The organism is Streptomyces sp. NBC_00237, assembly GCF_026342435.1.
GTDB lineage: Bacteria > Actinomycetota > Actinomycetes > Streptomycetales > Streptomycetaceae > Streptomyces.
In genome coordinates, this window is the sequence record NZ_JAPEMT010000003.1 from 955,685 (window position 1) to 975,752 (window position 20,068).

The window sequence follows — 20,068 nt, forward strand, 5'->3', positions numbered from 1 at the left end:
GGAGATGCCGAATAACCTCCGGAACCTACCGTAGGACGGGCTGCTAACGTTTCGCTAACGTTGGGCAGCATGCAACGGCATTAATGAGCGACCGGGGCAAAGGCCACGGCCTTCGAGGGCGCGGCGTACAAGCGGCGCAATACCGTCGAACGCTGCGTCAACCGCCAAGGGTGCTGCACAAGGCTGTGAACTGGGCATTTACCAGGCATGGCTGGGGTGTTGAGGGCGCAGGCATTGTGGGTGGAGACGTCCACCGGCTGCGGATGGAGAGGTCGAGTTGCGTCTGCACCCGGCCAAGACCCGGATCGTCTACTCCAAGGACGGACTGCGCCAAGGCTCTTACGAGTAAGCGGCGTTCACCTTCCTCGGGTACACGTTCCGCGCCAGGAAGAACCGGAGTCGGCGCGGGAATCTCTTCCTGTCCTTCGAACCGGCGATCAGCAAGGACGCCCTGAAGAAGATCAGCAGGGAGGTGCGGGGCTGGCATCTGCACACCCGCACCGATCTGACCTTCCGGGAGCTCGCGCGCAGGGTCAACCCCAAGCTCGCGGGCTGGATCAACTACTACGGCCGGTTCCGGCCCTGGGAGCTGACCCCTCTCCTGACGCGCATCAACTGTCCCTCCCCTCGTAGCGTGGAGTCCGTGATTGCAGGGAAGTTGGGGTTCATGGGGTCCAAGCAACGGACGTACACGCCTGAGTTTCGTGAGGGTGCTGTACGCATCGTGATCGAGACGGGCAGGCCGATCCCGGAGGTCGCCGAGGAGCTCGGCGTGCACTCCGGCACGTTGCACAGCTGAGTGTCGCGGTGGCGGCGCAACGGGTCGGCGTCGTCCGACCGGCCGGCCGAGCCCGCGCCGCCGGGTGGACGGATGCGCGAGGCCAAGCGCGCCGAGCTGGAGCGGCTGCGGCGGGAGATGTCGGAGAAGAATAAGCGGATACGCGAGCTGGAGATGGAGCGTGATGTCCTCAAGCGATGCATGGTCCTCTGGGTGAAGTGACCGTGACGGACCCGGCCGCCGTGGCCGAGTTCATCGGTAACCAGAGGACCGAGTACTGCGTCCCGCACCGTCTGGCCTGCCGGGTCCTGGGAGTATCGGAGTCCTGATTCTACAAGTGGCGCGACAAGCCCACCACCGCGCGGGAGGTCCGGCGCGGGCAGCTGGCCGACGTGATCCGACAGATCTTCGAGGGCTCCGGCGGCGCTTACGGCTCTCCGAAGGTCTGGCTTCTCCTGGTCCGCGCGGGCTGGCGGGTCTCGGTGAATACCGTCGCCTGTCTGATGGCCGAGCTCGGCCTGGCCGGACGGAAGGTCCACCGACGGCGCGGGCTGACCCGGCCCGGCAAACGGCCGGCGGCCCCGGACTTCGTGTGGCGGGACTTCACCGCGGACGCTCCTGACCAGGTGTGGTGCGGCGACATGACCGCGATCACCACCGATGAGGGCAAGCTCTACCTGGCCACCGTCATCGACCTGTTCTCGCGCCCGGCTGCTCGGTTACGCGATGGGCGCACGCCATGACGCCGAACTGGTCGTCGCATCCTTGAACATGGCCGCGGCCACCCGCGGCGGTGACGTGAAGGGCGTGATCTTCCACAGCGACCGCGGCAGCGAATACGGGTCCTGGCGCATTCGCCGGACCTGTCGCCGCCTGGGCGTGACCCAGTCCATGGGCCGCGTCGGATCGTGTTTCGACAGCGCCGTCAGCGAGGCGTTCAACAGCGTGCTCAAGGTCGAGTACGTCTACCGGCACACGTTCGCCACCCGCACCGAGGCCCGGCTGCGGATCGCGACCTGGATCACCGGCTTCTACAACACGCATCGACTACACAGCGTGCAGGCATTCGGCGGCGCTGTCGCCACCATTGCGGGCCCGCTCGTCATGGCGGCCAGTGGTATCAGTGCGCAGCATTCGCTGTGGTTCTCGTTGGCCGGGTTCGTCGCGGGTCTGTGCGCCGTTGTCGCGGGTGCCCGGCTGATCGACCGGGTCAACCGCAGGACGCTGGGCATCTGGTCCTGCGTCGGCGTCTTCGTCGCAGGTCTGGGGATCGCCTTCCTCGGCCCGAAGGCCCCGGCGCTTCTGCTGGCGTTCTTCGTCCTCTACTCGCTGCTCACTTGGTTCGGGCCCGGCGTGCTGTCCTGGGTGTGGTCGTCGGAGGCGTTTCCCACGCACCTGCGCGGGATCGGAAGCGGTGTCGCGCAGGCCGTCACCCGTCTCATGATCGCGATGAACGTGGTTCTGGCGCCGCACCTCCTGGAGCGGTTCGGATTGCGCTCCGTCGCCCTGTACGCGTCCGCCTATGTGCTTGCTGCGGCTGTCGTCGCTCTCTCCCCTTTCCTCGCCACCACGGGCAAGGAGCTCGAGGAAATCAACATCGGCCGGGAGTAGGCCGGTGGCAAGGCACTGAGCCTTTTCCAACTTCGCGCTGATGCGTGGTGAAGGACGACGATGGCCTTCACGGTGTGGGTGATGCGGTGGGGGCAGCAGCGGAGCTTTCGGAGGAGCCGCCAGCCCTTCGGGGTGGCCATGGCCTGCTCACCGAGGCAGCGGATCTTGGTGTGCGTGGTGTTGTGCCGCCGTTTCCACGCGATCAGGCACGGCCTCCGCCAACTCCAGTACCGGCACGACGTCCTCGACGGCTGCCTGACTGGCACCGGACTCCTCGATTCATCGTGACGACATTACGGATTCAAGGTCAGTAACCAGGTTATCTAGTTCCCGCACGGACCGCCCGGGCCTCAGGCCCGCTCAGTGGCGTGTCGGGTTCCGGGAGCAATTCCGTACGTTTCGAGGTCTTGGGCGGGGACACCCGATCGAACAACGGTATGACACGCAGCTGATCGCCGGACCCAAGGGGGCTGATCATGGCAGCAGACAAGAAGGCCAAGGCCAAGGCCGAGCAGGCCAAGGGCACAGTCAAGAAGGCCGCCGGCAGCGCGGTCGGCAACAAGCGCCTGAAGAACGAAGGCCGGGCCGAGAAGGCCAAGGGCGACGCCCGCCAGGCGAAGGAGAAGGGCAAGGACGCACTGAAGGACTGAACGCCCGCCCCCGGGCGGACGCAGCAGGTCGACAGTCCCGCAGGACTCAGGCAGTGCCGCCCGGCCGGACACCCCTCCAGGGGCATTCCGGTCGGGCGGCACTGCCTGAGTCGTTTTTCTCGCCGTCACCGTGACGGCGGCCCGAGGAGCAACTCGGGGGAGTGTGAGCAGTGGGGACCGAAGCGCGCAATACACCTGCTGTGGCGGCAAGTTCGTGAAACGATGTTGCCCCAGTGGTCACTCCTGTCAGAGGGAGACCGGATGCCCCAGGCTCCGAGCACGCCCCCCGCCGGTCAGGCGGAGATCGCCGCCTTCGTACGGGACTGCTGGCGGCGCGCCACCGCACGGCCGCTGCCGCTGATCGTTCTGCTGGGGCGGCCGGGAAGCGGCAAGACGTACGCACTGGACCATTTCGCCCACGAGGCGGCGGGCGGCATCACGGCGCGGATCGACTTCGCGCCGCTGCCGGTGCAACGACCGTACGAACTGGCCGTGCACCTGGCGTTCCTGCTGTCCCGCAAACACTCCGGCGTGCGACCGCCGCGCTTTCCCCGGCTGATGCTCGGGCTGCTCGCGCTGAGCCTGAGCGATCTGCCGCTGGACAACCGCGAGGCGGCCCGCAAGCGGCTCAAGTCCGCGCTGAGCCAGGCCCGCGGCAGTGCCGCTGTCGACGCCCTGGAGGCGGCGGGCGGTGTCATCGACGATCTCGGTCTGTCGCCCGTGCCCCATCTGGAGCTGGCGGCCGGCCTGCTGGTGCGCGGCTTCACCCACCTCCCGGTGGCCACGGCGCTCAACCGCGCCCTGGTCAGTTACGGTCAGGGCAGCACCCAGGCGGGCGTCGACGCGCTGATCGACCTCAACCGGCGCCACCGCACCGGCATCGATGCGGACGCCGCGCTGGTGGACCGCGGGCTGTGCGAGGTGTTCCTCGACGACCTCGCCGCCTCGTTCGGCGGTCGGCGCAGGCTCTACAACTGCCTGGCCCTGCTCGACAACACCGACCGCCCGCACATCACCGCCTTCCTGGAACTGCTCGTTCAACTGCGCGCCGAGAAGGCCCGCTCCGGGCTCTACGACCCGCTGCTGGTCGTCGCCACGGCCGCCACCACCCGCGCGGTGCCCGGGCCGAGCGACGGCAGCCCCGACGACCCGCACATCAGCACACCCGACACCCTGTCGTACGACGCCTGGCGCACCCGCCCGGACGCGGCCCCGCCGCACTGGTGGTGCCCGGTGCGGCTGCGCGACCTGGACGAGGTCGAGGTCACCCTGGAGGCCACCCGGTACGAGAAGGAACGGGCGGGGCGCACCGGACGCCCGGAGCCGTGGGTGCTGCCCGCCACCACTCCGCTGATCCACCGGCTGACGTACGGACATCCGTGGAGCGTGCGCACCCTCCACGAGGTGCTGGCAGGGCTGCGTGAGGGCAGCCCGGCGGAGAGCGACCTGCGGGGGCTGCTGTCGGTGCGCACGCCGGGTACGGGGACGCCGTTGGCCGATGTCGTACGGTCCCGGCTGCTCGCGGGACTCACCGCGGACCAGCAGGAGGCGGCCTTGCTGATCGCCACGGCACGCACCCCCAAGTCGGCTGTGAACGCGGGCCTGTTGAACGATCAGCCCGAGCACGCCAGGGACACACTGATGCGGGAGCTGCGCGAGCGGCTGTGGCTGTCGCGCCGGGTTCCCGAGGACGCCCACACCCGGGGCGGGCGAGGCCCGTCGGGCTATCTGCTGCCCCGGCCCGGGGCCCGCGGCGAGGGCGCGCTGGACACCACCTTCGACACGCAGCCCGTGCTGCACCCCTGGCTGCGACTGTTGTTGCTCGACCGGCTGAAGGACCCGACGAGCGGATCCCTGGCGCGGTGGCGGCAGTTGCACGAGACACTGGCCTCCTGGCACGCCCGCCACCAACAGCCGCTGGATGCGCTCTACCACTGCCTCGCCCGTGGCGAACTCCCGCTCGTCGTCGACCACTTCACCCTCGGGATGGCGGAAGGCGACCTGATCCCCTGGCTGCGCGAGCTGTACCACGTGACGGCGGCGCCGATGTACCCGGCGTGGCTGTCGGACGAGCCCCCGCAGCGGCGGGCGACCGAGCTGGCCCGAGAGCTGGCCCCCGACGCTTACGCCGACGAGCGCCTTGGCCGGCCGCTGGCCGAGCTGTGCGCGGCGCTGTGGCTGGCGGGCGATCCCCGCAACCGGCTGCCGCTGGGGCACCCCGAACTGAACCACAAGATCAGCGCCAAGCTCCGCCAGCTGGCGATGGTGGCCGACGCCGACGCGGACACGCTGCTGGACGAGGCAGAACGCTACACGGACTGACACCACGTCATATCCAGCTCGGCGGGGCCGGGTTCACGGTGTGCCTGACAGGCAACAGGATGAAGGGGATTGCTGATGGCAGGACCGGGCAGGGGCCGGGGGCGTCGCACCGGCTGGGTGGGGGAGCTGCCCCCGTGGTGGCGGCGCTGGCCCGGAAACGCGATCCTGGGCGTGGTGGTACTCGCTCTCGTGGCGGGTGGTCTGGTGCTGTGGCTGAGGCCCGACCCGCCGGTGGACACCTCGTGCGCGACCGGCGTGGAGCGGGTCGAAGGCGTGTGCGTGGGCATCACCGACGGTTCGTACCACTTCGACGAGAAGAACCTGGGCCCGCTCTTCGAGCGCATCCACAAAGAGAACGCCGCGGTGGACGCCGAGTCCGCGAAGCAGGGCGGGGCCAGTCACGTCGGCATCGCGTATCTCATGTCGATGGTGCCGGACGCCAAGGACACGAACACCCCCGACTCGGTACGGCACGAGCTGCAGGGCGCCTACATCGCGCAGATGGAGGCCAACCACTCGAACAAGTACGGCGACGTCCCCAAGATCAAGCTGATGCTCGCCCACCTCGGCAACGGCCCGGCACAGGCCGAGGCCACCTTGCGGCAGCTCCGGCTGCGTACCCCGGCGGAGCACCTCGTCGCGGTCGCCGGCCTCGGCACCAGCACGGCGGCCACCGAAGCGGTGATCCGCCGGATCACCGCTGCCCCCGCCCAAGGAGGACTCCAACTTGCCGCAGTGGGTTCGGTGTTGACTGCCGACACCCTCAGTAGGGTGCCGGGTCTCGTGCGCGTCGCGCCCGTCAACTCGGACGAGGCGTCGGCCGCGGCCGCGTTCCTGAAACAGAAGGAGAACGCGAAGAAGCGGGTGCTGGTGGTGCAGGACGAACGGGCGGACGACGCCTACACCAAGACGCTGGGCGACAAGTTCCTCGCCGTCATGCCGCCCCAGCGGCTGGCGGGTCCGACGGAGAAGTACGACTCGTCGCAGGCCGGGGTGGCGACCGCGTTCAAGACCCGGATGTCGACGATCTGCGCGGCCAGGCCGGACGTCGTGTACTTCGCGGGCCGGGGCATCGACCTGCCGCGCTTCCTGGCTCCGCTCAAGGACCGGCCGTGCGTGAAAGACCGTCCAGTGCTGGTGATCTCCGGGGACGACGCTTCGCAGACGGCGCAGGCGGCCGGGTTCCAGGACATCAAGGACACCCTGCGGGACGGCAATGTGCGGCTCGTCTACACGGGGCTCGCACACCCGCAGAGCTGGGAAAAGCTGCCGGACGCGTACCCGGGGCCGGCGATGCCGTCGTTCGGTCCCAGTGGCCGGTTCAGTGCCCTGTTCAAGGAGGAGGCGCTGGACGACGGGCAGGCGATCATGGGGCACGACGCGGTTCTCACGGCGGTGGCCGGAATCCGCCTGGTCGCGAGGAACTCCGAAACCAACAACGGGGCGGTGTCCGGCTCCGAGGTCATCCAGATCTGGCGCTCCCTGCACGGCCCGGAAACGGTGAAGGGCGCCAGCGGGCTGATCTCGCTGGGCGGCGACGGGTCGCCGGAACGGAAGGCGGTGCCGCTCATCGAGATCGGCGCGAACGGAAAGGTCTCCACCCTGGCGGTCTCGGCGCAGGGCGGAAAGCCGCTGACGGAGAAGGACTTGTCGGGGCAGGGCGGGGGCTGAAGCGGTTCGCGCGGGGACGCGTCGGGTCGTCTGCGGGGCGAGGATGTCCAGCACGTGGGTGCGAGCGACGGGTGCGGGGCCGCCGAGTGCGTCCAGCGGCTCCCGCGGCCGGCCGAGGCGGTGGTCGGCGGTCTGCCGCCACAGCGTCAGCGAGTCGGTGATGTCGCAGTTTCTGCCGCCCTCCGAGAGAGGGGACAGATCCTGAACTGTGCGGCGCAGAGCGCGGGACGCGCATCGACGGCCGGCTCTGCCGGGTGGCTACGGCCCGCCGGGTGGGCACCCGGCTGGTGCTTCCCGGCCGGGCGGCCCGGGGCGCTCCTCCTCGGTGACTTCCGGAGACAGGGCGGCCTGCGGCGCGTGGGCGGTGCCAACGCCACCGGCTCCACCGGCCTGACCCGACCCGCGCCGACCTCGCTCGCCGACGTCACCGTTGCGCCGTCGCCGTCATTCCTCCAGTGCAGAAACGCGGCGCGCAACCTCCCCTCCGGGGTGCCGATTTCCCAGCAGCGGACAGTGCCCCGGTCGACGCGGAAGTCACCCGTGCCGCCGGTGATGGCCATGTCGAGCGAACTCGCTTCCATGCATCCCATCAAGGAGGTCCGGCGGGCCGTCTCTTCCTCGAGGTCCTGGACGGACGCGTCCACGTCACCCGCGGTGGGCTCCTGCGTGCGGCATTCTCCGGGCGAGCAGATCGCACTCGACGGCCCATCCGCACCCTCCCACTGCGCCGCCACCAAGAACGCGGCGTCATTGATGGTGGGCGGCCCCGCGCGGCCACCGGGGTCGCACACCATCGTCCGTCATGTCCGGGCAGCCGCGCGGGGGAGTGCGGCCGCATGCCGGTGCGTGCTCAGCGACCGTTGCCGCGGGGCTCCTCCGAGGCTGTGGGAGTCGGCAAGGTCGGGAGGTAGCGCGGGGCGCGCCACGCGTGCAGACGCTGTTCGACTTGTGCGCCGAGAGACAGCAGCGCATCGTCCTTGTGCTTCCCGGACATGAGCAGCAGGCCGACGGGCAGTTCCCCCACGGACCCGGCCGGTACCGAGAGGGAGGGGTATCCGGCGACGGCGGCGGGGGTGGAGGAGGGGATCACATCGTTGTCCCCCCGGGCGCAGTCGGTGGTCCAGGCGGGCGGGTTGGTCGGCGCGGCGATGGCGTCCAGGCGATGGGCGGCCATCGTGTCGTCGATCGACTTGCGTGCCAGCCTGATGAGTTCGGCGCGCGCGGCCCGGTACTGCGGGTCCGTCGTGGGCGGCGCCTTGAGTGCGCTCTCGAACAGTTCCACACCTGCGAAGCACGTCTGTTCCGCGGGGTTGCCGCGATGGAATGCGGTCAGCTCGGCGAGGTTCCGGGGACCGCGCCGACCGGCGAGATAGGCGTCGATGTCGCGGTGGAACTCGCTCAGCAGCGCGGGGAATTCCAGCTCGGCCAGGCGGTCCTGGTACGGCGGGGTGACCTCGACGACGGTCGCACCGGCGCTCCGCAGCCGCTGCGCCGACGCCGTCATGATCATGTCCACGTCCTTGCCGAGCGACGGCAGCCGCCACAGGCCGATCCGCCGCCCCCGCATGCTTGCCTGGGTGCTGGCACCGGCGGTCGTACCGCTCGCTTGAGGGGCGGTGGGGGCCGCGCCCCCGCCCGTGACGTACCCCTTCTCCCGCAGGGCGGACAGTGTCAGCGCCACGTCGACGACATTGCGCGCCATCGGTCCTGCGGTGTCCTGCTCGGCGGAGATCGGTACGACGCCTCGGCCGCTCACCAGGCCCAGCGTGGGCTTGAGCCCGACCACTCCGTTCATCCCGGCGGGACACACGATGGAGCCGTCCGTCTCGGTGCCGATGGCCACTTGGGCCAGGGAGGCCGCCAGCGCGGCCCCGGAGCCTGCCGAGGATCCGCAGGGGTTCCGGTCGAGGACGTAGGGGTTGTTCGTCTGTCCGCCGACCGCGGACCAGCCCGAAGTGGGCCGCGCGGCCCGGAAGTTGGCCCATTCTGACAAGTTCGTCTTGCCGAGGATCACCGCTCCGGCCTCACGCAGGCGGGTGACCAGGTCGGCGTCCTTGTGCGGGGCGGCCGTGGCGAGGGCGAGGGAACCCGCCGTCGAGAGCAGGCCCTTGGTGTCCACGTTGTCCTTGATCAGTACCGGGATGCCGTCGAGCGGACCGAGGACGGTGCCGCGCCGGTGCCGGGTGTCGCTCCGGGAAGCCTGCTGGAGGGCGGTGGGATCGGTGCGCAGCACGGCGTGGATCTTCGGATCGATCGTCTTGATCCGCTTCAGGTAGGCGCGGGTAAGCCCCGAGGGGGTGAGGGACCCGCTCGCCATGCGCTTCTGGAGCTCGGGGATCGTCACCGTGTTCAGTTCGATGCCCCGCAGCTCCCCGTCTGCCGCGGAGGCCGGGGGGCGGCCCGCCGCGGGGCGGACCTCGGAGGCGTGTGCGGGCCCGGCGGGGGAGGTCCACCAGGAGGCGATCAGGAGCGCGGACACGGCCAGTGTCGCTGCGGTACGCGTGCTGGGCGGGACCGTGGGGCGTGTGGCTGGGGAGGAGTCCGCGGACTTCCGAGCCGTGAGGGGTCTCATGGGTCTAGCCGACTACAGCCGCCCGGTCGCGCGCAATAGCCCCACCGGACACTCGCGTTGGGTCTGCGGGGGTATGGCCGTTGCGCAGGGTGAGTCGTGAGCGGTACGTCTCGGAACGGCAGCGGTGCGGGGGTGCACTGGGCAACGGGACGCGCTCGGGCGGAAGGTGCGTGCTGCCGGGGCTGCCCGCCACTCGATCCATGGCGACTCGTCGGCGGCCACGACGTCCTCCGGGTCCTCGACCTCGACCAGGCGGAGCCCTCGGCGAGGTCGCCGTCGCTGTAGGCCATGCCCGACTCACACCCTGGGCGACGTGACCACGTCGACACGTCCGTACTCGTCCACGGTCAGCGCCACGCGTTCGACCCGGTTTCCAGCGAGCAGTGTGAGCCAGATGATTCTCCACAGCAGGCAGGAAAGGATCGTCAAGATCGCGTGCAGCACGTTGTTGACCGGTTCCCCGCGCACCGTCACCGCCTGCGAGGGAGAGCGATTCTCCACACGCCACCCGGCCGCTACGTAGTCATTGACCGCCCAGTCGGGAATGGCCGACCGGCGTTCCTCATCGAGAGCGCCCTCCGGAGCCGCCTGGAACATCGCGGGCGGTGGCTGCCGCCTCCCGGACGCCCAATCCTGCCAGTTCCGTGGGTCGTGCTCGCTCATCGCCGCTCCTTGAGATCGGCCCGCTTCCTGGCGGTGCACCGCTTCGACGCGCCTGCGGCCGGATGAGCGCGCCGGTTCTACGTCCACGGTCGCCCTGGACGGGGCCGGGCGCATTCTGGCCAGATCCCGTTGCACATCCGGGGTACATATCCGTGTAAGTGATGGAATGCCCACACCGCGCTTCTCATCAGCTACGAACTCGCCGACCTGCTGATCCGCCACGGCCGGCCACGGGAGGCCATCGCCGTCTTCACCAAGCAGGTGCCCCATCATGCTCTGCGGCTGGGGCACGACGTCGACGCCAACTCCGCGCTCCTGGTGCAGGTGACCGGCTGAGAAGCTTCCCGCTTCTCTGCTGGGGGGGCGACGGTCACTCTTGTGGGGGATCGGCAGCGGCCCCGGGCAGCAGGACGATCCGCAGAAAGCCATGGGGGCAGGACGTGTGAGCGCGGCCGGTCTCGCGCGTGCCTGGACGGAGCGCACGGGCAGCTGAGTGAGGTCTGCACCGATGCGTCGGTGCAGACTTCGCGTCATGTCTAGGTGCCGCGCGAAGAAGCGGTACAGCTTCTGAATTTGTTCTTCTCACCTGTCACGGGCCGGTGGCAAGCCTGTCGCGTTCTCAGGGCTGGCTCAGTGCCCGTTCGATCGCGAGGCGGGCCCGGTTCGTGGCCGCGCGGTCGTGCCGGAGTTGCATGGCGGCGTTCAGTGCCAGTCCGGCGGCGATGATCTCGAAAAGGGCCTGGTCGATGTCGAACCCGTCCGGCAGTTCGGCGTTCTCCACAGCTGCGGTCAGATCCGCCCGCAGCTGTTCCTGCCAACGTGACCACACTTCGGCCACCGCGTCGCGGACCCGTCCGGGGCGGCCGTCGTACTCGGTGAGCGCTGCGGTCATCAGGCAGCCGCCGGGCAGCAGCGGCGTTTCCAGGTACTCCACGGAGTTGGCGCACACCGCACGCAGCCGCCGCAGGCCAGGTGGTTCGCCCAGCGCGGGCTCGACCACCCGGTGCCAGAAGTCCACGAACGCCTTGTCCAGCGTGGAGATCTGCAGCGACTCCTTGGTGCCGAAGTGTTTGTGTACTCCGGACTTGCTCATCTCCAGTGCCTCGGCGAGTCGGCCGATGGTGATGCCGTCCAGCCCTTCCTCGGAGGCGATCTCAGCGGCGCGGCTGAGGATCCGGCCCTTGGTGGCCTGCGCTTCGGCTACTGAGCGGCGTGGCGACATGCGACGAGCATAGCGTACGGCCGTCCGCTATCCTTTTGGCGAACGTTCGTACGCTAAATTAATCGGCGTCACCGAGAGCGGGGAGTAGTCAGATGCGAGTGCGACGGCTGGGCTGGGCGGGACTGGAGATAGAGGCCGATGGCAAGCGGCTGGTGATCGACTACGTGCGGGACATTTCGCCGCTGTTCACCGGATGGAAGCCCGGCACGTGGTTGACGGCACCGACCGGGAAGGTCGATGCCGCGCTGGTCACTCACCTGCACCGTGATCACACCGACGCATCCGCGCTCGCGGAGGTGTTGGTACCAGGAGCGCCTGTGCTGCGGCCGGCTCCCGGCCATGGTGATGACGTGGACAACGTGACGACGTTGCTGGCGGAAAGCGAACTGACCGGGCACGGACTGGCGGCGACGGTCGTCGACGTCTGGTCCGCCCGTGAGATCGGGCCGTTCCGTGTCACCGCCGTTCCGGCCGTGGACGGGCTGGGCGACCAGCAGGTGAACTGGGTGGTCGAGGCCCACGGACAGCGGATCTTCCACGGTGGCGACACGATGTTCCACGGGTACTGGTGGCTCATCGCGCGCCGGTTCAGTCCGTTCGACGCGGTGTTCCTGCCCGCCAACGGGCCCGTCGTCGACGCGCCGCATCTGCAGCCGCCGAGCCCGGTCCTTGCGGCGCTGGACCCGAGGCAGGCGGCTGCGGCGGCGGAGATCCTCGACGCCCGGTACGTGGTGCCGATCCACTACGAACCGGAGCAGCCGGAAAAGATCGCGGGCTACGTCGAGGTCGCCGACCCGGCGAAGGAACTGCGCGAGCACGCCGGACCGCGCGCCCGCGTGCTGGCCGTCGGCGAATGGCTGGACTTGACTCCATGACCGGGCCGTGCCCGCGGCCAGGGGCGTAGGGGTTGAAGTCGCGGCAGTTGCTGCCTTGGTGTGATCGTGTGCGTCGTCGAGATGCAGTTGACCATGCCAAGGCCGCGAGGGTGCGTCTGCTGGCCAACGCTGTCCGCATCGAGTCCCTGACCGTGTTGTCCCGGTTCCGGACCGACTTCTACGACTGCTTGAACGCTCGCGCCAACGTGTTGTTCGAGCTGACGGACGCGGTGCTGTGCATGGTCGGGCCGGTGCGGTCGCTCGTGGATCCGGCGCTGGCGCCCGAGCACCGCCGGGGCCACGGCGCCCTCTGCGCCGGTCTCCACCGCGGCCGTCTGGATGTCACCCGGCTCCGACGGGCCCTGGCGGCGCTGGAGATGGCGGCCGGGCTGCCTCAGCTCTTCCTCGGCGCCTGAGCGCTCACCGCGGCCGGCGCGGTGCCGAAGACGGGCAGCAGCCAGTGAAGAGCGGGTTGGCGGGGAGGAGCCATGCCTGGTCGCCGTCGCGCTTGAAGCGCTTGACGGTGGTTTCGCCCTCGGCGGTCATGGCGGCGATGACGTCCCCGTTCTGTGCTTCGTTCTGGGAGCGGACAACGACTTGGTCGCCGTCGGTGATGTGCGCGCCGGTCATGGATTCGCCGACGGCGGTAAGGGCGAACAGGTCTCCCTCGCCGACCAGTTGGCGCGGCATTCTCGGGGGCCATATCGGCCCGGCGTTCCCGGTGGGCTCCGTATCCGGCCCCGTCTCACCGGCTCGGGTGTCGAGCGCCGTCGTCTACGACACCGGACCTGACCCGGCGCGCTCCGCGGTGGTCGCTGCGCCGTCCCCGACCGCCAGCGGTGGGCGGGCGGTCGGCTGCAGCTGCGGTCCCGCAGCGGGCCGGGCGGCGGGGAACCGGGCGGCGGTCTGTTGCAGGGCGAGCTCGCGCGCGACAGCCATGTCGCTGAACGGGATCAGTTCCTCCCGCACGGTCTGGTGCGGTTCGCTGCCCTTGCCCGCGAGCAGGACGATGTCGTCCGGCCCTGCCGCCGACAGCGCGAACGCGATCGCCGCGCGCCGGTCGGCCAGCCTCTCGAACGGCGTGCCCGTTGAGGCGAGGCCGGGTGCGATCTGGTCCAGGATCGTCTCCGGGGCCTCGTTGCGAGGGTTGTCCGAGGTCAGGACGCACAGGTCGGAGTAGGTCCCGGCGATCCTTCCCATGGCGGCCCGTTTCGTGGTGTCCCGGTCGCCGCCGCAGCCGAACACGGTGATCACCCGGCCGCGCGAGTAGCCGCCGATGGTGGTCAGCACCTTCTCCAGGGAGTCGGGGGAGTGCGCGTAGTCCACGATCACCGAGGTGCCGTCCGGGGTATCGAAACGCTCGAACCGGCCGGGTACCGGCGGCATCTGGGCCAGCGCGGCGACCAGGGAGTCGAGGTCGTGCCCCAGGACGTGGCAGGAGGCGAGGGCCGCGAGCGCGTTGGCGACGGCGTACCGGCCCGGGAAGGGAATGGCGGCCGGGCGGGCGCGCCCGCCGTGGTGGAGGGTGAAGCGGGTGCCGGACGCGCTCACCACCAGGTCGGTGGCCCGGTAGTCCGCCGGATTGTCGAGGGCGTACGTGGTCACAGCACCCGGCATCATCGCGGGGATCCCCGCCCCGACCGGGTCGTCGGCGTTGACCACCGCGCGACGGCACAGGCCCTGGAAGAGCCGGAGCTTGGCGTCCCGGTAGTTGGCCATCGTGCCGTGGTCGTCCAGGTGGTCCTGGGTCAGGTTGGTGAACACTCCGACGTCGATGAACGTACGGTCCACCCGGTGGGTCAGCAGTGCCATCGAGGTGGCTTCGAGCACCACGCTGGTGACCGCGCGGTCGCGCATGTACCCCAGGAGGTACTGGAGGTCGGGCGACTCGGGGGTGGTGAGAACCGAGGGCGGCATCGGGATCAGCTCGTCGCCGATCCGGCTGCCCGACGTCCCGATGACTCCCACCTCGGCCGCCGCCGAGAGCCGCAGCACGGACTCGACCATGTACGACACCGAGGTCTTGCCGTTGGTCCCGGTGACCGCCAACATGTCCATCTCCCGCCCCGGCTCGCCGTAGTACCGGGAGGCCACCACGGCGGCGGCCCGCCGGGCGTCCGGCACCCGCACAGTGCACCTGCTCGCGGGCCAGAGCGTCTCCGGGAGCGCTGGGTCGGCACTCTCGACGATGACGGCCGCCGCTCCGCGGGCGAACGCCGCCGGGACGGAGGCGGTCCCGCCCTCCCGGTGACCGGGCACGGCGACGAAGACGGAACCGGGAGTGACCCGGTCGACGTCGAAGGTCGCGCCTGCGGTGATCGGCGTCGTGATCGGGTCGCCCTGAAGTACCTGGTGTTCCTGTCCGGCCAGCAACTCGCTCAACTGCACATTGATCCCTTCGAAGTGGCACGGCCCGTTGAACGCGGTCGCAGCCGGGCGGCAGCACCGGCGGTGGCCGGACGCTGCTGTGGTGAGGCGGAGCCGAGCGCGGTGCTCGCTCGGGTCGGACCGGGCAGCTCACGACCCGGCAGAAAGGCCCGGCGACCGGGCGTGGTGGCGCGGCGCACCGGCAGGGGCGCGTTCACGTGCTGATACAGGGCGAATCCGTCATCGGGCGCACGCAGAGGGACGTGCTGCCGGAGGGGCCGGGGAAGCTGGCCGGATCGTTCGCCGCTCCTTGAAGCTACAGCGAGTTGCGTGCAGTGGCTAACCGCCCCCCGGTGCGGGGTGGCCATGGAACCCACCATGGAGGCCAGTTCGCTCGAGGCCGGCGCGCGCCGCTACTGGGTCTACGGGCAGGAGGCGGCCGAAGTGGTCACGGTCGCGGAGGGCCGGTCTTGACCAGTGCGGTCAGCTGGTCGCTCGGCGCGCATGAAGCACAGCCGGTGGCTGATTTCCTTTTTCCCTCGTCAGCTTCTTCAGCGTTGCCTCCGTCAGCGGGTGCAACGAGTCCAGAACATGGCGTAGTCCGGGCTGGTCCAAGGTCTGGCTGGTGACCTCGACCTGCGTGCTTCGGTAACGGCGGGTGAGGGTGACACCACGTACGTTGCCGGGGAGGTCGCGGACCGTGCGCATCGTGAAGGAGGTGCGCTGGTAGCCGTCGCGGGCCTCGGCAGCCAGGGGAAGGGCCGTAATCCCTTCGACCGTCATGGCTGTGCCCAACCAGGTGGGCATCGCCCGGAGCATGGTCGCGGTCAGCCAGTGCCACCGGTACCACGCTTCGTCGCACGCCGACGTTTGCATGGAGGACGGAACGCGCATCGAGCGTCTGGACGCCGGGGTGGAGCGGGCCCGGGCCCTGGAGCGGCGGAACGAGGACCACTCTGCTGGGCACCACCGCTGACCGTCCTGGGCCGCGCGGGCGGGCCGGTTGAGTAGCGGGCCGGGTCCGGCTGAGTGCGAGTGCTCAGGGCGGGGCGCCGAACTCCTCGTACCGTCGGGGGTGGTAGTCGAGCGGACCGGACGGCGGGGAGCCCATGAACGCATTCATGCAGCACGCGAGCGGTGGTTCCTGCGCGTCGGAGGAGTGGCCGATGCTCTATCTGGGCGTCGTAGCCGTCCTCGCGGGGTGCGGGTTCCTGGTCAACCTGATCGCGCTCTGGGTGTGCGTCAACGTCGAACAGCCGGTCAGGACCTGGGCGGTGGCGATGGTCCTGCTGCCGTGGATCGGCCTGGTCGTGGCGTTGGTGGCGTCCGTGGGGCTCGGCCTCGACGCGGCGGACCGGGGCGGGTCACCCTGGTGGTTCCTGCTCGCGGGAGCCGGGGCGCATCTGGGGGCGCTGGCCGTGGTGGCCCTTCTGGCCTGGTCCGCCACGCGGAGGGCCTACCGTGGTGGTGTCCCGGCGCCGGACACGGCCGCGCCCGGCGCGCGGACCGGTGGGACACGTACTCCCTCGGAACCGGCGCGGTCGCGGCCCTCTGCCGTCCCCGTCGACTCGCCCCGCTCGCACGAGGAGTGGCGGGCCCGCGTGAGCCGCAGGCCGGACGACGTGGGATACGGGGTCCTGCTGCCGCGGCTGGCCGAGAGGTACTTCGCGCACTACCACCGCCTGGTGGACCGGCACCTGCCCTCCGGCTGCCACCCCGGAGAGACCGCCACCGCGGACGACGCGCTCGCCGTCCTCGCCCTGGGTGAGAGCATGCACCGCATGCTCCTCCGGGACCGCTCCTGGTTCGTGCACGACGCTATGAGGTGGGGTGCCACCTGGACAGAGGTGGCGGCCGCGCTGGACGTGACGACGGGCCGGGCCCGGTCCGTCCTCCGGTCCTACGCAGAGACGCAGCTAAAGCTGTACGAGGAGACTGAGAGGACGGGTGACCGGCCCTTGGGCTACTCCGCCGAGAAGTACCGCTCCGTGCTGGCGCTCATCAGGCTCGCCGACGACGCCCGGTCACCGTCCGCCGCGTAGCGGGACGGTGACGGTGGACAGGGACGTGGGGACGGCTCCCGCCAAGAGCGTGGGACCGGGCAGCGTGAACCTGCTGACCGGCAGTTACACGCTGTCTGCCAGCGACGCATCGCTCTTCGGCGTGGCCGTGTCCCGGTCCGCTGCTTCCCGGCTGTCGCGTTCCGAAGCGCAGGACGACGGACAGGCCGCGATCTTCGGTCCGCAGTGGACCTCGGGGACGACCGCCAGCCTCGCCGAGTCCGGCTGGGCCTACCTGAAGAGGGCTTCCGTCACCTCGGTCTCCGTGGTGACGGTGGACGGGGCGAAGAGCGGATTCACCGCGGCCAAGGACGGCGGCCGGGTTCCTGAACCAGGTGCGGGAGACCTGCGGCTGACCGGGAAACTGGACCCGTCGTCGCGCCAGGGGGGCGTGCCCCGGGGAGAGGCCCCGCCCTTTCCGCGGCTCACCGAGCGTCTACCATCGGAGCATGCCAGCCCCGACAGACCCGAGTGCCGTGGTCGACGACAAGCGGATCGTCCGGGGCGACACCCGGCGCACAGCGATCCTGGCCGCCGCCACCCGGGAGTTCGGGCGCAAGGGGTACGACCGTGCGCGGATCGCCGACATCGCCCGCGAGGCCGGGGTGACCGACGCGGGCGTACTGCACCACTTCCCCCGCAAGCACGACCTCTTCGTCGCCGTCGTCGAGTTGCGGGAGGACACCTACCGAGCCTTCTACGCGGAGGAGTTCCGTACCGTACGCGACATGCTCGACGCCTTGATCGCCGCGGTACGCCGGGCCGGCGAGGACCCGGACCTGGTGCGCTTCCGCCGGATGCTGACCGGGGCGGCGGGCGTGGAGGGACACCCGGTCGAGGGCCGTCACCGGGACAACCTCGAACGGGCGCTGGAGAGGTTCGTCCCGGTCGTACGGCGCGGTGTCGCATCGGGTGAACTCCTCGCGGGGACCGACCCCGAGCAGATCGTGCTGGAGATGCTGGCCCTGAACGAAGGCATCCGGGACCAGTGGGTGACCCTCCCCGAACGCATCGACTACGTCGGGGTGTTCACCTCAGCCGTGAACGGCCTCTACGGGCGCATCGCCACGGACCCCGGCCGGAACGGCTAGCAGCAGCCGTCGGCGCAACTGCTGGAGCGTTTCCTCGCCGAGGCCGTGCGCGGTCAGATACGACGCGGCGCCACCGTACCGGGAGTCGAGGCGGCCGAGCGTCTCTTCCATGACCGGGGCGGGACTGCGGGTGATCAGGGCCTCGATCCGCGGCGACACTTCGATTCCCATGGCGCGCACGGACGACATCATCCCGTCGGCCCACGTCCCGTTCAGGTGTGTCTCGCTCAGCGCGTAGTCGGCGACGATCGCGTCGCGGTCGACGCCCACCGCGTTCAGTACGAGGGCCACGGCGAGCCCTGTCCGGTCCTTGCCCGCCGTGCAGTGCACGAGTACGGCGCCGTCGGCCGGTTCGGCGACCAGCCGGGCGACCTGGGCGAAGGTACTTCCCGCGGAGTCGAGAAGGTCCGCGTACAGCCCGCTCAGCGTCGGGAGGTCGAGCATGCCCGACGCGTCACCGTCCAGCAGCGGCAGTCGTACGGTGCGAGGGTGCGCGGCCGCGGGTGCGGCGGTGGCCTCGCGTTCCGAGCGGAGGTCGATCACCAGGGACACGGAGCGTCGCAGTGCGGCCCTTCCGGGGCCGTCCAGCGCGGCGAGGCCCGCGGAGCGGCACAGCACTCCGGGGCGGAGCGCGGAGTCGACGGCCCTGAGCCCGCCGAGATCACGGTGGTTGACGAGGCTGTCGATCACGACGGTACGGGAGTGGTTCATCGGGTGGCTTCCTTTGTGTGGGCGGCGGTCTGCACCGGGGCGGCCGTGACGTCCTGCACCGGGGCGACGGTGTCCCGCGACGGGTCGGCGGCGGACTCCGGCCCAGGCGTGACGGGGCGGCGCAGGACCGGTCGCAGGCGCGGCAGGATGAGGAGCGAGAGGAAGACGGCGGCCGCGGCGGTCAGATAGAGCGACGTGTAGTTCTGCGGGTGCCCCGACACGGGGTCCGGGCCGCCGATGGCCAGGGCGAAGGGGGCGAGAGCGGGCGCCACCGACTGCGGGATCGTCTTGGCGAGGTTGAAGATGCCGAGGTACTTGCCCTCCTCGCCGACCGGGAGCGTACGCAGGACGAGTGCGAGGTCGATCGAGTAGTAGACGCCCAGGGCGAATCCGGCGACGGCCGTGCTGGCCCAGAAGACCGCGAGGTCGCCGGTGAACGCCTTGAGGAGGAGGGACACCGCCATCGCCACGGCCGCCGTCACGACGAACGGGCCGTAGTTCCCGCGCCGCGCGGCCAGATGGCCGCAGACGAATGCGGCGACGACGTTGAGGAGTGCGGCGAGGAGAGTGGCGAGCGAGCTGAGCGAGACGGCGTGGGACTGCGTCATGCCGAGGCGTTCGATCAAGTAGAAGAGGCCGTACGTCCCGACGATCGTGTATCCGAACTGCATCACGCACCGCTGGGCCCAGGCGAGCGTGAAGGCGGGCACCCGCAGCGGGTTGAAGAGGAACGCCCGGAACACACCACCCGCGCCGCCCCCGTGCGGCGATGCCCGCCGTTCCCGTACGGGGACGTCGGGAACCACGGCACAGACGACCCCGACCAGCACCAGCGACAGCAACGGCATCGCCAGCACGACCACCGGCAGGTTGGTCGCGAACAGCGAGGCCACCAGCATCGCCGGAACGATGCCGAGGAAGCCGAAGGCCCCGAACACCCCGGAAGCCTTGGCCCGTTGCTCTTCGGGAAGCTGGTCCGCGAGCATCGCGTTCAGCGCCGCCAGGACGGCGTTGTAACCGAGCTGCCCGAGGCCCCACGCCAGGGCGAGCCAGCCGGAGGACGGCGCCGCCAGCATCAGTACGGCGCTCAGCGCGCCCACGACGGTGCCGCCGACGATCCACGGCCGACGCCGCCCGAAGCGGGAGCGGGTGCGGTCCGACAAGTGGCCCCATACCGGATTGGACACCAGGGCCGCCACCGCGCCGACGGTGGTCACCAGGGCGAGCGAGGACTCCTTGGTGTCCGGTGCGATCTCCAGCACCTTGAGCGAGAGGGAGAAGGCGAGCGCGGTGGCGATGGGGCCGAGTGCGGCCAGCTCTACCAGCGCGAGGAGGTAGATGCGTGATGTCGGTACGGGCTTCGGCGGGGCGGGCGGGAAGGGGGTCACGGCGGGTTCCTCCGGTCGGGTCGCAGGCTGTGCCGGGTGGCTGGGGGCGGCACTTGCGGTGAGCGTAGGGAGGCTTTCAGGACGCGG

Annotated in this window: 19 protein-coding genes and 2 pseudogenes; 12 read left to right on the forward strand and 9 right to left on the reverse strand. The window is 70.3% G+C overall.

Translation table 11 applies throughout. The annotated features are described in order from the left end of the window. Positions 1-460: 460 nt before the first annotated feature. The 4 genes from OG897_RS30930 (at position 461) to OG897_RS30945 (ending at position 2,389) form a co-directional block, all read left to right on the forward strand. Entirely contained in the window at positions 461-799 is a 339-nt protein-coding gene (locus OG897_RS30930; RefSeq protein WP_266662514.1) for a group II intron maturase-specific domain-containing protein, read from the forward strand. Positions 800-871: 72 nt separating this feature from the next. Continuing rightward, on the forward strand, positions 872-1,000 hold the full coding sequence (locus OG897_RS30935; protein WP_266661935.1) for a hypothetical protein: 129 nt from the start codon (positions 872-874) through the stop codon (positions 998-1,000). 170 nt (positions 1,001-1,170) lie between these two features. Next, positions 1,171-1,521, forward strand: coding sequence for an IS3 family transposase (locus tag OG897_RS30940; protein ID WP_266661937.1), 351 nt, complete (start codon positions 1,171-1,173; stop codon positions 1,519-1,521). Next, positions 1,505-2,389: an MFS transporter gene (locus OG897_RS30945; RefSeq protein ID WP_266661939.1), complete on the forward strand. Its 885-nt coding sequence runs from the start codon at positions 1,505-1,507 to the stop codon at positions 2,387-2,389. The genes OG897_RS30940 and OG897_RS30945 overlap by 17 nt, the downstream gene beginning before the upstream one ends. Before the next feature lie 44 nt (positions 2,390-2,433). Here OG897_RS30945 and OG897_RS30950 read toward each other — a convergent pair. Next, positions 2,434-2,562, reverse strand: a pseudogene (locus OG897_RS30950) (IS5/IS1182 family transposase); the annotation flags it as partial. 303 nt (positions 2,563-2,865) lie between these two features. Between OG897_RS30950 and OG897_RS30955 the strand changes: the two are divergent. The 3 genes from OG897_RS30955 (at position 2,866) to OG897_RS30965 (ending at position 7,032) form a co-directional block, all read left to right on the forward strand. Beyond that, the gene (locus OG897_RS30955) at positions 2,866-3,039 is read left to right on the forward strand and encodes a CsbD family protein (protein ID WP_266661941.1); all 174 of its coding nucleotides are present in this window, start codon (positions 2,866-2,868) and stop codon (positions 3,037-3,039) included. A gap of 261 nt (positions 3,040-3,300) precedes the next feature. Continuing rightward, a complete protein-coding gene (locus OG897_RS30960; protein ID WP_266661943.1) occupies positions 3,301-5,361 on the forward strand; it encodes a hypothetical protein in 2,061 nt (686 codons plus the stop codon). 75 nt (positions 5,362-5,436) lie between these two features. Then, on the forward strand, positions 5,437-7,032 hold the full coding sequence (locus tag OG897_RS30965; RefSeq protein WP_266661945.1) for an ABC transporter substrate-binding protein: 1,596 nt from the start codon (positions 5,437-5,439) through the stop codon (positions 7,030-7,032). Positions 7,033-7,882: 850 nt separating this feature from the next. Here the strand turns inward: OG897_RS30965 and OG897_RS30970 are convergent. The 3 genes from OG897_RS30970 to OG897_RS30980 all read right to left on the reverse strand — a co-directional run bounded on the left by OG897_RS30970 (position 7,883) and on the right by OG897_RS30980 (position 11,489). After that, positions 7,883-9,400 (reverse strand): amidase family protein, encoded by a 1,518-nt coding sequence (locus OG897_RS30970; RefSeq protein ID WP_266662516.1) that lies wholly within the window; start codon positions 9,398-9,400, stop codon positions 7,883-7,885. A 501-nt stretch (positions 9,401-9,901) separates the two neighbouring features. Then, positions 9,902-10,267 (reverse strand): hypothetical protein, encoded by a 366-nt coding sequence (locus tag OG897_RS30975; protein ID WP_266661947.1) that lies wholly within the window; start codon positions 10,265-10,267, stop codon positions 9,902-9,904. 619 nt (positions 10,268-10,886) lie between these two features. Next, the gene (locus tag OG897_RS30980; protein ID WP_266661949.1) at positions 10,887-11,489 is read right to left on the reverse strand and encodes a TetR/AcrR family transcriptional regulator; all 603 of its coding nucleotides are present in this window, start codon (positions 11,487-11,489) and stop codon (positions 10,887-10,889) included. Positions 11,490-11,581: 92 nt separating this feature from the next. Here OG897_RS30980 and OG897_RS30985 point away from each other — a divergent pair, with 92 nt between their 5' ends. Both OG897_RS30985 and OG897_RS30990 read left to right on the forward strand, forming a co-directional pair. Continuing rightward, positions 11,582-12,364: an MBL fold metallo-hydrolase gene (locus OG897_RS30985; protein ID WP_266661951.1), complete on the forward strand. Its 783-nt coding sequence runs from the start codon at positions 11,582-11,584 to the stop codon at positions 12,362-12,364. A 110-nt stretch (positions 12,365-12,474) separates the two neighbouring features. Next, positions 12,475-12,738, forward strand: a pseudogene (locus OG897_RS30990) (transposase); the annotation flags it as partial. Positions 12,739-12,784: 46 nt separating this feature from the next. On the opposite strand, the gene OG897_RS30995 reads toward OG897_RS30990, so the two are convergent. The 3 genes from OG897_RS30995 to OG897_RS31005 form a co-directional block, all read right to left on the reverse strand. Next, on the reverse strand, positions 12,785-13,054 hold the full coding sequence (locus tag OG897_RS30995; RefSeq protein ID WP_323188120.1) for a S24 family peptidase: 270 nt from the start codon (positions 13,052-13,054) through the stop codon (positions 12,785-12,787). 84 nt (positions 13,055-13,138) lie between these two features. Next, positions 13,139-14,752, reverse strand: coding sequence for a UDP-N-acetylmuramoyl-L-alanyl-D-glutamate--2,6-diaminopimelate ligase (locus OG897_RS31000; protein WP_266661953.1), 1,614 nt, complete (start codon positions 14,750-14,752; stop codon positions 13,139-13,141). Between the two features lie 462 nt (positions 14,753-15,214). Then, positions 15,215-15,538, reverse strand: a complete 324-nt coding sequence (locus tag OG897_RS31005) for a hypothetical protein (protein ID WP_266661955.1) — start codon at positions 15,536-15,538, stop codon at positions 15,215-15,217. Between OG897_RS31005 and OG897_RS31010 the strand changes: the two genes are divergently transcribed. From OG897_RS31010 to OG897_RS31020, 3 genes are all read left to right on the forward strand, one after another. After that, positions 15,519-15,707: a hypothetical protein gene (locus OG897_RS31010; protein ID WP_266661957.1), complete on the forward strand. Its 189-nt coding sequence runs from the start codon at positions 15,519-15,521 to the stop codon at positions 15,705-15,707. The genes OG897_RS31005 and OG897_RS31010 overlap by 20 nt on opposite strands. Positions 15,708-15,840: 133 nt before the next feature. Continuing rightward, positions 15,841-16,773 (forward strand): hypothetical protein, encoded by a 933-nt coding sequence (locus OG897_RS31015; protein ID WP_266661958.1) that lies wholly within the window; start codon positions 15,841-15,843, stop codon positions 16,771-16,773. A gap of 467 nt (positions 16,774-17,240) precedes the next feature. Then, positions 17,241-17,882, forward strand: a complete 642-nt coding sequence (locus OG897_RS31020) for a TetR/AcrR family transcriptional regulator (protein WP_266661960.1) — start codon at positions 17,241-17,243, stop codon at positions 17,880-17,882. On the opposite strand, the gene OG897_RS31025 is transcribed toward OG897_RS31020, so the two are convergent. Then, a complete protein-coding gene (locus OG897_RS31025; RefSeq protein ID WP_266661962.1) occupies positions 17,826-18,593 on the reverse strand; it encodes a tyrosine-protein phosphatase in 768 nt (255 codons plus the stop codon). The two genes, OG897_RS31020 and OG897_RS31025, sit on opposite strands and share 57 nt — an antisense overlap. Further along, positions 18,590-19,981 (reverse strand): MFS transporter, encoded by a 1,392-nt coding sequence (locus OG897_RS31030; protein WP_266661964.1) that lies wholly within the window; start codon positions 19,979-19,981, stop codon positions 18,590-18,592. The genes OG897_RS31025 and OG897_RS31030 overlap by 4 nt, the downstream gene beginning before the upstream one ends. Positions 19,982-20,068: the final 87 nt, after the last annotated feature.